This is a genomic window from Sorangium sp. So ce726 (assembly GCF_051521405.1).
Classification (GTDB): domain Bacteria; phylum Myxococcota_A; class Polyangia; order Polyangiales; family Polyangiaceae; genus Sorangium.
Genome location: NZ_CP150349.1, coordinates 1,441,204 through 1,453,716 on the forward strand (window position 1 = coordinate 1,441,204; position 12,513 = coordinate 1,453,716).

Here is a 12,513-nt window from a genome sequence, read left to right on the forward strand (position 1 = left end):
AAACAGCCTCTCCCGCTCGATCCGCTCCCCTCGTTGGCCCTGGTACGACTCATGCGAGTGTCCTCCTCGTCCCCGCACGAAAGAAGCCGCGCGAGGCTCGCTGCAACGACCAAGGAGATACGATGCTGCCCACGAACACGACCCACAAGACCCGCTCCCTCGTCATGTCGCTCACGATGGCCGCCGGCCTCGCCGTCACCGCGTTCTCGTCCCCTGCGGCGGCCGGGCCGCTGCCGACGCTCTCCGGCTGGGGCGTGCGCGATTACGGCAGCTTCATGGGCTCGGTGAGCCAGCAGGCCGACGGCTCGCTCAGGGGGCATTTCACGATCATCGTCCACAAACCTGGTGAAGAGCCCGTGTACTGCCGCTACCTGCGCTTCCGCCCCAACCTCGTGAGCGGCGCGAGCTGGAACTTCGACGGTTATGGCACGTGCTGGAGCTCGGGCGGCACGTTCGCCGCGTCGAACCGCTTCGTGCTCGTCGACTACGGCAGCCCAGGCGCGGGCGTCGACTACGTCGATGTGAACTACTACGGCGCGGTCGGCGTCTCGATCCCCGGCGGCTTTTTCAACGATGGGGATATCGTCTACACGCCTTGACCCGCCGCCGCTTCGAGCTCGCCGAGGACGAAGACCGCCGCGACCGCCGGCTCGAAGAGCTCGGCGCGCACGGCGCAGTACTGGGGGTCGGCGAAGAACCGCTCCCGCGCCGCGCGGTCGGGGAACAGGAGGGTGAAGACGCGGTTGATCCGCTCATCCCCCTTCAGCACGCGCGACACGACGAAATCGTGGCCGAACGCGCCGCCATACGACGAGAGGATCGGCGTCATGCCGGCGCGGTAGCGGGCATAGGACGCCTCGTCCGTCACCTGGAGCCCCACCAGGAGCACGTGCTGCGGGCCCTCAGCGCCCATGGGAGTAGCCTCCATCGACGTCGAGCGTCGTGCCCGTCACGAAGCCGGCCCTGGCCAGGAACAGCGCCGCTTCCGTCGTGTCCTGCACCTCGCCGATGCGCTGCAGCGGGTGGATCGAGGCAAGCGAATCCGCGCCTTCGCCGATGAGCGGCGTGCGGATGATGCCGGGCGCCAGCGTGTTCACGCGGATGTTGTGGGCGGCGAGCTCGGCGGCCAGCGAGACGGTGAGCGCGTGGACGCCGCCCTTGCTGGCCATGGCGGCCGAGGCCGGCATCCGCGCCATGGCCTGCTGGACGAGCACCGTGCCGACATTGATGATCGAGCCCCCGCCGCCCTCGATCATCAGCGGCACCGCCGCCTGCGTCATCAGGAACGTCCCTTTCACGTTGGTGGTGAAGAACCGCTCCAGGTCCTCCTCCGTGCTCTCGAGGAACGGCTTCACGCCGAAGATCCCGGCGTTGTTGATCAGCACGTCGACGCCGCCGAAGCGCTCGCGCGCGGCGCCGGCGACGGCCCGCGCCGTGGCCCGCTCGCCCACGTGGCCCGGCACGGCGACGACGCGCGCGCCGCCGCCGAGGCTCCGCCGCGCCTGCTCTAGCTTCTCCGGGTCTCTCCCGTTCACGATGAGGCTCGAGCCCTCGGCCAGGAAGCGCCTGGCGAGATCGAGGCCGATTCCGCTGCTGGCGCCGGTGATGATGACGCGATCGATTCTTGTGGACATGGAGTGTCGCTCCTTTCGCGTCGACAACCTAGGACCGCCCCCCGAACCGAGAAAGTGGTATGTTTCTATGGACTCCATAACTCCAGGTATTGGACATGCGGGCGCCGCCATGACCTACGATCAGCTCGTCGCCTTCCTCGCCGTCGCGGGCGAGGGAACGTTCAGCGCCGCGTCCGCGCGGCTGCACAAGTCCCAGCCGGCCGTGAGCAAGCTGGTGCGCAACCTCGAGCGCGAGCTGGGGGTCGAGCTGTTCGATCGCCGGGAGTACCGCGCCACGCTCACCGACGCCGGCCGCCTGTTCCACGAGCGCGCCGCGGCCGTCATCGAGGGCACCGAGGCGCTGCGCAGCTTCGGCATGCGCCTCTCGGGCAAGGTGGAGCCGATCGTGCGGCTCGCCATCGACGCGGTGACGCCGCTCGGCCCCATCATGGACATCTTCCGGGGGCTGCAGGCGCGTTATCCCCTGGTGCGCATCGAGCTCGGCACCGAGCGGCTGGCGGGCACCGCCGACGCGCTGCGCGAGGACCGCGCCGATCTCGCGGTCGCCACGACGCTCGGGATCGACGGCTCAGCGGTGGAGACGGCGCGCTTCTGCGACGTGCAGGTGATCCCGGTGGCGCGCTTCGATCACCCCGTGGCCACCTGCGGCGCGCCGATCCCGCCCGCGCTGCTGCGGGCGCACGCGCAGATCATCCTGCGGGACAGCGCGAAGGGGAGCGCCTCGCCGTCCCTGAACGTGCTGGAGGGCGGCCTGCGCTGGACGGTCACCGACGTCGCGGCGAAGAAGGAGGTCATCCTCGCGGGCATGGGCTGGGGCGGGCTGCCCGAGCACGTGGCCGCCGGCGCGCTGGCGGCGGGCGAGCTCGTGGCGCTGCAGGTCCCCGAGTTCGTGGCCGACACCATGGAGCTCTTCGTGATTCGCCGCCGCGACCGCCCGCACGGCGTCGTCGCGCAGGCGCTCTGGGACGAGCTGGTGCGCTGCGGCCACGGCGCCGGGGCGCCGGCGGCCGGGAAAGCCCCGCGCCGCCGGAGGAAGGGTTGAGGGCCGCGCCAGCCGGACCTCCCGCGGCGGAGCGCGCTCGTCAGGCTGGTCGACGCCATGCCTGTCAGCGCCGGCCGACTGGCACGCTGCTCACGGGTCACGCCTCTTCACGGCAGATCGCTCGGAGGATCTCGCGCGTGTGTCCGCGCAGCCATGCGTGCGCCTTGTCGCCCTCGCAACGCTGGTGCCACAGCTGAACGATCCTGAGCTCCGGCGCATCGAGCGGCAGCGGACGGGTGATGAGGCCCATCGCCTGCACGATGGGACCGCAGACGCGCGCCGGCAGCGCGACGACGAGATCGCTCTCGTGGGCGAAATGGATGGCCGCGGCGCACGTGGGAGCCGCCGCGACGACGCGCCGCCGCAGCCCCAGGGCCTCGAGCGCCTCGTCGATCGGATCGCGCAGGCGGCCACGGCGTGAGACGAGCACGTGGAGCGCCTGGGCGTAGCGCCTGGCGGTGAGCCGGCCGCGCGCGAGCGGGTGAGCCCGGCGGAGGGCGACGACGAGGCGATCTTCGCCGACCAGCTCCCCACGGATCTCGGGGAGCGCGGGCTCCGTCGAGCCGATCTCGAGATCCACGCGCCCGTGGCGCAGGTCGTCTGTATCTCCCGCGGGCTCGGCCAGGAGCCGGACCTTCACGAGAGGGGCCTGCTCCTGCACCGCGCGCAAGAGCCGCGCACCGAGCGCCGTCGTCAGGGCGTCGTGGCAGCGGACGGTGAAGGTCCGCTCGAGCCTCGCCAGGTCGAGCTCCCGCTCGGGCGCGAACACCGCGTGCGCTCGCTGGACGATGGCCTGGACCTCCTGCCGCAGGGCCAGCGCGCGGGGCGTGAGCGCCATCGTCCGGCCGGCGCGCACCAGGATCGGGTCGCCCGTGGCGTCCCTGATGCGCCCCAGCGTTCGGCTCATCGCGGGCTGGGACAGATGCAAGCGGGCCGCTGCAGCGCTGACGCTCCTCTCCTCGAGCAACGCGTCCAGCGCCGGCAACAGGTTCAGGTCCACATGCATGGCGGTAATTCTTCCTCATAGCAACTATGCATTGGACGGCATGAATCGTCCAGGGTTTATTCCTCCGCACGCTGGCTCAGCGTTCAGCGTTCAGCGGTTCACGAGCACGCGCGAGCCGCTCGTCCGAGGAGGATTCATGTCGACCCGTTCCGAGCAGATGAACAACGATGCGATGTGGCGAGACCGAAGCGCGGGCCGCGCGGAGGACGAGTCCCTGCTGCCCGCGGTCGTCGCGGCGCTCTCCGTGGCAGGCGAGCGGCTCGTCGGTCGCTTCTCGACAGAGCCGCGCCTGAGGAGCCGAGAGGACGTCTTTGCCGCGCTCGGCGAAAGCGATGCGGTCTCCCTCGAGGCGCTTCGCGAGCCCTTGTCGCGCGCTCGCCCGGAGGCCCGGTGGGTCGAGGACGAGCTCGGGTGTGGGCCCCTCCCGCCAGGGGAGTGGTGGGTCACCGACACCGTCGAGGGGAACATCAACCACGTTCACGGGATGGCGGACTGGTGTGTCACCGCGACCCTCGTCCGCGACAACGAGCCGGTCCTGACGGCGGTGCACCTGCCCTTGACCGGCGACACGTACACCGCCCGGAAGGGCGCTGGCGCGTACGTCGGGACGAGGAGGATTCGCGTGTCGGCGAAGACAGAGCTCGGCGCTGCCTTCGTCGGAACCGGCCAGGCGAGGCCGGGTGAGGACGAGGAGACGTACCGGCGGATTGGCATGTCGGTCACCGCGATGCTCCGGAGTGCGCTCGTCCTGCGCGTCTCGGTCCCGGCCACCCTCCAGCTCCTTCAGGTCGCGGCTGGCCGGATGGACGTCTTCTGGCAGCACAGCCAGATCCGCTCCGGGCTCCTCGCGGGGGCGCTGCTCGTCGCGGAGGCCGGGGGCACGGTCACGGACACACGCGGGGAGCGCTGGAGCCTCGCCAGCGAGGACTTCCTGGCTGCAGCGCCCGGGCTCCACGCTGGCGCGGTCGGCGTCCTGTCGACCATCCGATGAGGGGAGGGGGCTGAACATGGATCACATCGTGAGAAACATTGGAATCCTCGGTTCGGGCCGGGTCGCCACGGTCCTCGCCAACAAGCTCGCGGGCGCTGGGCACGCCGTCACGATCGGCGCCAGAGACCCGGCGCAAGCGGCGGTGAAATGGTCGGGAGCGCGCGTCGAGTTCAGGGATCACGCGGAGACCGCGCGCCTGGCCGCGATCGTCATCAACGCCACCCCCGGGGACACGAGCGTGGAGCGGCTCGGCGCCCTCCGCGACGCGCTGAAGGGAAAGATCCTTGTCGACGTCTCCAACGCGACGCTGCGCGGCCGCGACGGCCTTCCCGGCAGCCTGCTTTACCCGAACGACAGCGTCGCCGAGCGCCTGCAGGCAGCGCTGCCCGAGACGGCCGTGGTCAAGACGCTGAACACCATGCTGTTCACCGTCATGGCGGATCCCATGAGCCTGCGCTCCGCCCCGACCGCGTTCCTCTCCGGCAACGACGAGGGCGCGAAGGCGGTCGTCGTACGGCTGCTCGGCGATCTGGGTTGGCCGGCTGACTGGATCGAAGATCTCGGAGACATCGAGACCGCTCGCGGCCCCGAGGCGGTCGCCTTGCTCGTCCCCTCCGTGCTGCGAAGGCGAGGGCTCGCGCCGTTCGCCTTCGCGATCGCCAGGTGAACGCGATGACGCGCATCACGGATCTGGAGCCCAATCCATCTCCGTGACGGTGGCTTCGCGAGACTACCCATCCGGTCCGGCGCGCGCGCTCATCGCGAGAAAATTGCAGCCAACAAGAAGCGCCGTATACGTGTGATTTTCGCTGCAGAACGGAACGTGTGCGCGCCGGGAGGCAACACGTCCTGAAGAATCAAATCATGTCGCCGTCACTGGAATCACGGAGCCGCCGGGACGGCCCCGATGTCTCCTGTGCAGCCGAAGGGGAGGGATCCCCTCTCAATTTCCTGGAGATTGAAGAGCGCTTGTTGTCTAATCGCGGGACTTCAGCGCTCCAGCGCTGGTGAGGAGCGACAACGATGTCCAGACCCTCCCGTCACGAGCCTGCGCGTCGTCGCGGAGGCGCTCGGTGGACCGCGCCGATCGCGCTGATCCTCGCCGGCGGCTGTACGGGATCCGTGGGCGAGCCTGGCGCCGGTTCCGGCGCTGGCTCCAGCTCCGGCTCCGGCTCCGGCAAACCTGGTACCGATGATCCGATCGGTGTTTGCCAGGACGACACGGTGTACCCCGGGCGAGCGCCGCTCCGGCGGCTGACGCGCTTCGAATACAACAACACGGTTCGCGACCTCCTGGGGGACACGACGGAGCCGGCCTTCTCGCTGCCGAGCGAGGATATCGGGAACGGCTTCGGCAACGACGCCGACACGCTGTCGGTCTCGAGCCTGCTCGCCGAGCAGCTGGGCACCATCGCGGAGGGCATCGCCCAGCGCGCGACCGCGACCCCGGAGGCGCTCGCGAGGCTCGCCCCCTGCGCGGGCGACGTGACGGCGGCGAGCGAGGAAGCGTGCGCGCGCACCATCGTCGAGGACCTCGCGGCGCGCGCCTATCGCCGGCCGCTCGAGGCTGGCGAAGCGGACGAGCTCCTCGCGCTGTACAGCGTCGGGCGAGAGGACGCGACGTTCGCCGCTGGCATCGCGACGGTGATCGAGGCGCTGCTTCAATCGCCCGATTTCCTCTACCGCGTCGAATGGGGTGCGCCCGATCCCGCGCGCCCGGCGCTCCGCCGGCCGACGGGCGACGAGATGGCGACGCGGCTCTCGTACCTGTTCTGGGGCACGATGCCCGACGAACAGCTGCGCGCGGCCGCGAAGGCGGGGGAGCTCTCGACGAAGGACGGCGTGCGCTCGCACGCCGAGCGCATGCTCGACGATCCTCGGGCCCGGCCCGTCGTGCGGTTCTTCTTCGACAGCCTGCTCCCCATCAGCAGCCTCGCGGATCTCGAGCGGGACGAGGAGACCTTCCCGGCCTTCTCTCGCTCGATCGGCTCGCTGATGCGTGAGGAGACGCAGCGGTTCCTCGAGCACGAGATCTTCGAGGAGGGCGGCACCTGGCCGTCCATCCTGACCGCCCCGTACACGTACGTGAACGGCCCGCTCGCGGCGTTCTACGGCATCTCCGGCGTGACGGGCGACGCGTTCCAGCGCGTGGAGCTCGATACGACCCAGCGCCTCGGGCTCCTCACCCAGGCGGGGGTGATGGCCGGGACGACGCACTCGAACATGACGAACCCCGTGGTCCGCGGCTCGTTCGTGGTCCAGAAGCTGATGTGCCGCGTGATCCCGCTCCCCACGGGCGACATCCTGGAGAAGGTGAAGCCGCCGGACCCGTACACCGGCTCGACCGCGCGGGAGCGCTTCAGTCAGCACAGCAAGGATCCGGTGTGCGCGGGGTGCCACCAGTTCATGGATCCGATCGGCTTCTCGTTCGAGAACTACGACGCGGTCGGGCTGTTCCGCACGACCGAGAACGACGTCGCGATCGACGCGAGCGGCTCGGTGCCGGGCACGGAGGGGACCGTGAGCGGGCCGGTCGAGCTGGTGCGGAAGCTCGCCGAGACCGAAGAGGTGCAGAGCTGCTTCGCGACGCACTGGATCGAATACGGCTACGGCCTCACCCTGCGCGCCGAGGACAAGTGCACCCGAGAGGCCGTCACGGCCGCCTTCAAGACGTCCGGATACAACGTGAAACAGCTCCTGATCGAGCTCACGCAGACGGACGCCTTCCACACCATGGCTCCCCGGGAGGAGTGACGGCTATGTCGACGTTTCGCTTGAACCGGCGTGCCTTGCTGCGAGGCGCTGGCGGCATCGCCATCGCGCTCCCCTGGCTGGAGATCATGGGCACCGAGCCCACGGCGCGCGCGCAGGCCGCCCCCGCGAAGCGCTTCCTCGCCGTCTACACGCCCGGCGGGACCGTGATGGACCGCTGGCGGCCGACGGGCTCCGAGACGAGCTTCACGCTGAGCCCCATCCTGGCGCCGCTCGCGCCGGTGCAGAGCCGGCTGCTCGTCGTCGACGGCCTCGACATGAAGAGCGGGATCGGCGAGCAGCACCAGGCCGGGATCATCGCCTGGCTCACGGGCACGCCGCAGGACGGCGCCGCGGGCCGCGCCTACGGGAGCGGGCCGTCCATCGATCAGGTGATCGCCTCCCGGATCTCCGGGGGTCAAAAGGCGAAGGCGAGCCTCGAGATCGCGGTGCGCTGGGCGACGGGAAAATCGCACGGCCTGCTGTCTCCGATGAACATCGCGAATTTCGAGAACGACGCGCCCTACAGCCCGATCCCGCCGCGCATCGATCCGGTGGAGATCTTCACCGATCTCTTCGGCACGCTGAACCCCGGCGCCGACAACGACGCCGCCCGTCGCCTCGCGCGAAAGCAATCGGTCCTCGACTTCCTCGACCGGCGCTACTCCGCCCTGTCCTCGCGGCTCGGTGCGGCTGACAAGCAGAAGATCGATCAACACCTGACGAAGATCCGCGAGATCGAGGAGAGCCTCAGCAAGGCGCCGACCGCGACGGGCACCTGCCAGGCGCCGGCGAAGGTCGACACCTCCGACTACAACCCGCGCACGGGGCGCAACTCCGCCGACAACGGCTCGATCAAGGACACGTCGACCGACGCGGCGATCCCCAAGGTCGGCAAGCTCATGACGGACATGCTGGTGATGGCGCTCGCCTGCGACATCACCGCGGTCGGCACCCTTCAGTGGAGCGACACCGAGGCGAAGCACACCTTCCCTTGGCTGAACCTGAGCGAGCACCACCATTACTACCAGCACGACGGCGGCTTCAGGGCGGACGAGTGCGAGCTCATCTGCAACTGGTATTCGAAGCAGCACCTCTATCTCCTGCAGGAGATGGAGAAGGTCGATATGGGCGGACACTCGCTGCTCGACGAGAGCGTCGTCTTCTTCGGCTCCGAGATCTCGGATCCGCCGAGCCACAAGAAGACGAACATGCCGTTCCTCCTGGCCGGCGGCGGCGGAGGTCTGCGTACCGGGCGCTGGCTCCGGTACAAGAACCTCCCGCACAACAACCTGCTCGTCTCGATCTTGAACCTGTTCGGCGACACCCGGACCACGTTCGGCACCCCGGAGCACTGCACCGGGCCGCTCACGAACCTGACGTCATAGCGCCAGAGCGACAAGCGGATTGAAGCCTCCTGAAGAGGGCAGAATTTCGAACCGCCAAGGACGCCAAGACGCCAAGACGCCAAGACGCCAAGACGCCAAGACGCCAAGAAATAATAAATATTAGCGTCTTGGCGTCCTTGGCGCGCTTGGCGGTTGATTTCTCGGTGGATCAATCAGATCTGCCCGCTTGAGCGTCCTGCGCACTCCTGGCGCCGCGGCGTCGCGCGATGAGGGCGACGCCGAACAGGGCGACGGTGAGCCCGAGGTATGCTGACCTGCTGCCAGCGCCGTAAAAGCTGCATTGTGCGTCGTCGCTGGTGTCGTCGGTACCATCATTTCTGCTGCTGCCGGCGGCAACGCTGGAAGTGCCGCCGCCCTCGCCATTCCCTGCTCGGCCGCCCGCGCCCGGCTCCGCAACGCCGCTTCCGCTCATCCCCGGCTCTGCACCGCCATTTCCGCCCGCGCCGGGCTCCACGCTTCCGCCTCCGCCCGTACCGAGGCCTGCGCCGCCGCTTCCACCCGCGCCGCCGCCTGCGCCGGGCCCGGGCTCCCAGCTGAGCAGCCGAGAGACGACGCGCCGCGTGCGCGCAGCAGCGCCGACCTTGTAATAGCTCAGGAGGAACCGGCCATCCTCGCCGCGGGCCAGCACCGGCGCATGGCAATCGTCATCGACGAGCAGCGCCTCCATGCCCAGCGTCCCATCGGGGGCCACGGCGCGGATCCGGAGCCGGTGCGTCTCCGCCTCTTCCCACACCACCTGGTAGCTCGCGCCGTCCCAGGCCACGGCCGCCGCATGACCAGCGCTCGTCGGCGAGATCAGGAACGCTTCGCCCCGCCAGCCGCCCGTGCCGTAGATTCGACCGTGCACCGGCCCATCACCGGGCTCTGGCCAGCTATCGGCGGACTCCGTCCAGACCACGAGCGTGTCCGTGCCGCCCGTCGCCCCGGCGATGGCGGCCGATGCGCTCGACAGCAGGAAGCCCTCCCCGACGTCTGCTGTGCGGCTCACGGGGACGAGATGCAGGCCCGCCTTCAAGTAGGCCACCAGGTAGTCCTGCCCGGCGTGGAGCGGCATCGCGTGCGACTCCGCCCCGACCGAGGGCACGATGGGGAACACCGGGCCAGCGCTCCCCGAAGCGTCGAGCAGACGACCCGACGCGGTGTACACGAAGGGCTCCTCCGCGGTCCTCTCCACGAAGGTCACCAGGTAACCGTCGCCGTTGCCGGCGACCGACGGCGTCGCCGGCAGGTGGAGCGACGAGACGGCGGCGCTCTCCCCGAGCGCGCCGTCGCCCGACACCCGCCGCAGGTGATCCCCGCCGGCGCCGAGCGCGCTCCAGGTGAGCACCGACGCGCCGTCGCCGTTCGAGGCCAGATCGATCGCGAAGGCGCTGTTCGCGAGCTCGATCCCGACCGGGTCGACAACCTCGCCGGCCGCGCTCACGCGCACCGCGCGCGCGGTCATGCGCTCCACGTCCGGGTCCGGCTCATCGGTCCAGGCGACGAGGTAGCTCTCGCCGGTCCAGGCCACGCGCGGGGTGCCCTGTTTGTTTGGCAGCGGGCTGAGCCCGAGCCGGCCCGCGGCCAGCGCGAGATCCGGGCCGATCAGGCTGCCCTCGATGCCCTGGCCGTGGAACGCGAGCAGGAAATGCGCGCCGTTCCACCCGAGCGCGTTCCGCTCCGAATCCCGGACGGAGCGAGGCGACCCGTCCGCGAGCCTCACGTCGTCGGTCCCCTGCACGACGCCCTCGGCCGAGACGCGGGCCCCGTACATCGCGCGACCGTCCCGCTCGTCGGCCCAGGCCACGAGATAGCTGCTGCCGTCGAACGCCGCGGCGGGGGCCCCGGTGCCCGGGCTCGGCCGCGAGATCGGGAAGTCCCTTGCCGTGATCGCGCCGTCAGCGCGCAGCACCGCGCCCCGGATCGTGCTCGTGGGATCGTCCCGGACCCACGTGGCCAGGAAGCTCGTTCCGCTGGACGCGAGCGCGACCAGCCGCGCGTTGTCCGGGCCCTCCGAGATCTGAACGCCGCCGGCGTCGAGCGCCGTCCCATCGCTGGCCACCCGCGCCGCACGGATGGCGTGCGCGCCGCCGCCGGAGACGTCCTCGTCCCAGGCCACGGCGGAGACGTCCGCCCCGGCGCTGACCGCCGGGCGCGACGCGCGGCCGCTCGTGGAGAGGGCGCGCTCGGCGCCGGGAACGGCGCTGCCGATCGGGTCGATGAGGGTCGCGCGGACGTCGTCGGCCCCATCGTCGGCGAGGCTGAGCCAGGCGGTCACGAAGCGCTCCCCATTCCACTCGACCGAGGGATACACGCCCTCGTACGACGTCGAGACCGCGAAGCTCCCCGGCCCTTCGAGCGTACCGTCGGGTCGCATCATGCGGCCGCGGATGGTGATCCGGGCGTCGTCGCCGTACTGGCTCCACGTGACGAGGTAGCGGCCTCCGCCGTACGCCACGCTGGGCAGGTACTGACCGGCGGACTGCTCGCCCAGATCCAGCCAGTCGAGATCGAGCACGTCTCCGTGCGCGCCGACGCGGACCGCGCGGACGCGCGATAGATCCTCGAAGACGACGACGTAGCTCGTCCCGTCGGTCGCGATCTCCGGATCGAACCCGACGTCCTGCTGGACGGGCACGGGCGACTCCGTCCCGATCTCGGGGCCCACCTCCGGATCGAGCAGCGCCGGATAGCCGCTCTCCTCGACGACCGAGGCGGGCACGCGCAGCTCGATGTGGCCGTCTGCCCAGCGGGCGGGCACCGGCATGCGGCGGCCCGACGCGTCGATCCACGCGCCGTGGCCGTACACGAACCGCTGCCCCGGCGCGGCGCCGAGGACGAGGCCGCGGGCGTCGCTCGCGACCGGCGGCGCGGCGCCCGCGGCGCCGAGCCGGGCGCCCACGCGCACGACGAGATCGCCGCGCCCACCGGGCCGCTCGGGAAACCGGAAAGCCTGCTCGGCGTTCGCCTCGTGGTTCTTCCATAGCTCGCTGCAGGTCTCGAACACGCGCTCCGCGCTGCCATCCGCCGCGAGGCGCACGCGGCCCTCGCCGTTCATGCACTCGTAGCCGGCGCGGGCGATCGATCGCGTCGCCAGCGTGAGCGCGCTCCCGGGCTGGACCTCGCCGGGCGCGCCCTCGACGAGAGGCCCGCGGAGGGCGCGGCGGCGCGCTGTCAGCTCGGCGGCGGTGCGCGCCTCGACGAGCGCCTGGAGCTGCCTCTCTCGCCCCCTGCGTGCCGCGCTCGCCGAGGGCTTCGCGCGGATCCGCGCCGCGCCGCCCTCGACGTCGATCCGATGGGCGGCGCCCTCGGCGGAGAGCCCTTGTCGCGTGGATCGAAAGCTCGCCCGCGCCCTGCTCACGATCCGCTCCAGCTCGACCGGCGTATCGCCGCTCGGCCGGAGCGCGCGCTCCGCCGGGCGCTCGGCAGGACCATTCCCCACGGCGTGCGGTCCAGGCGCGCTGCACGCCGAGGCGCATCCTGCCATCAACAACAACAAAGCTCGACTCGATGCCAGCGTCATGACGCACCTCCTGACGGCCTTGGCAGCCGACGCGCACCACGCCGTTCTCTGATGGGCCAGCAGGACGGTAACAGCGCGCGTGCGCTCACGTCGATCGCGGACCACGACGAGGTCATGCGACGACTCCGGTGTTGTGACCTGGCTAGCTCGCCGAGTCAGCGAGATCCAGAAGAGGCTG

General features: G+C 70.6%; 10 protein-coding genes. 6 read left to right on the forward strand and 4 right to left on the reverse strand.

What is annotated here, in order from left to right; all coding sequences use genetic code 11:
- Nucleotides 1–122: 122 nt before the first annotated feature.
- A complete protein-coding gene (locus tag WME79_RS05375) occupies nucleotides 123–599 on the forward strand; it encodes a hypothetical protein (protein ID WP_437532786.1) in 477 nt (158 codons plus the stop codon).
- On the opposite strand, the gene WME79_RS05380 is transcribed toward WME79_RS05375, so the two are convergent.
- Entirely contained in the window at nucleotides 587–913 is a 327-nt protein-coding gene (locus WME79_RS05380) for a DUF1330 domain-containing protein (RefSeq protein ID WP_437532788.1), read from the reverse strand. The genes WME79_RS05375 and WME79_RS05380 overlap by 13 nt on opposite strands.
- The gene (locus WME79_RS05385) at nucleotides 903–1,634 is read right to left on the reverse strand and encodes an SDR family NAD(P)-dependent oxidoreductase (protein ID WP_437532791.1); all 732 of its coding nucleotides are present in this window, start codon (nucleotides 1,632–1,634) and stop codon (nucleotides 903–905) included. The genes WME79_RS05380 and WME79_RS05385 overlap by 11 nt, the downstream gene beginning before the upstream one ends.
- 109 nt (nucleotides 1,635–1,743) lie before the next feature.
- Here WME79_RS05385 and WME79_RS05390 point away from each other — a divergent pair, with 109 nt between their 5' ends.
- Nucleotides 1,744–2,676 carry a LysR family transcriptional regulator gene (locus WME79_RS05390; RefSeq protein ID WP_437532793.1) on the forward strand — a complete coding sequence of 311 codons (933 nt, stop codon included), beginning with the start codon at nucleotides 1,744–1,746 and terminating at the stop codon, nucleotides 2,674–2,676.
- A 97-nt stretch (nucleotides 2,677–2,773) separates the two neighbouring features.
- On the opposite strand, the gene WME79_RS05395 is transcribed toward WME79_RS05390, so the two are convergent.
- A complete protein-coding gene (locus WME79_RS05395; protein WP_437532796.1) occupies nucleotides 2,774–3,682 on the reverse strand; it encodes a LysR family transcriptional regulator in 909 nt (302 codons plus the stop codon).
- Between the two features lie 136 nt (nucleotides 3,683–3,818).
- Between WME79_RS05395 and WME79_RS05400 the strand changes: the two genes are divergently transcribed.
- From WME79_RS05400 to WME79_RS05415, 4 genes are all read left to right on the forward strand, one after another.
- Nucleotides 3,819–4,673: an inositol monophosphatase family protein gene (locus WME79_RS05400; protein WP_437532798.1), complete on the forward strand. Its 855-nt coding sequence runs from the start codon at nucleotides 3,819–3,821 to the stop codon at nucleotides 4,671–4,673.
- 28 nt (nucleotides 4,674–4,701) lie between these two features.
- Nucleotides 4,702–5,340, forward strand: coding sequence for an NADPH-dependent F420 reductase (locus tag WME79_RS05405; RefSeq protein WP_437532801.1), 639 nt, complete (start codon nucleotides 4,702–4,704; stop codon nucleotides 5,338–5,340).
- A 356-nt stretch (nucleotides 5,341–5,696) separates the two neighbouring features.
- Nucleotides 5,697–7,427, forward strand: a complete 1,731-nt coding sequence (locus WME79_RS05410) for a DUF1592 domain-containing protein (RefSeq protein WP_437532804.1) — start codon at nucleotides 5,697–5,699, stop codon at nucleotides 7,425–7,427.
- 5 nt (nucleotides 7,428–7,432) lie between these two features.
- Nucleotides 7,433–8,812, forward strand: coding sequence for a DUF1552 domain-containing protein (locus tag WME79_RS05415; protein ID WP_437532806.1), 1,380 nt, complete (start codon nucleotides 7,433–7,435; stop codon nucleotides 8,810–8,812).
- Between the two features lie 169 nt (nucleotides 8,813–8,981).
- On the opposite strand, the gene WME79_RS05420 is transcribed toward WME79_RS05415, so the two are convergent.
- The gene (locus WME79_RS05420) at nucleotides 8,982–12,254 is read right to left on the reverse strand and encodes a hypothetical protein (protein WP_437532809.1); all 3,273 of its coding nucleotides are present in this window, start codon (nucleotides 12,252–12,254) and stop codon (nucleotides 8,982–8,984) included.
- Between the last annotated feature and the right edge of the window lie 259 nt (nucleotides 12,255–12,513).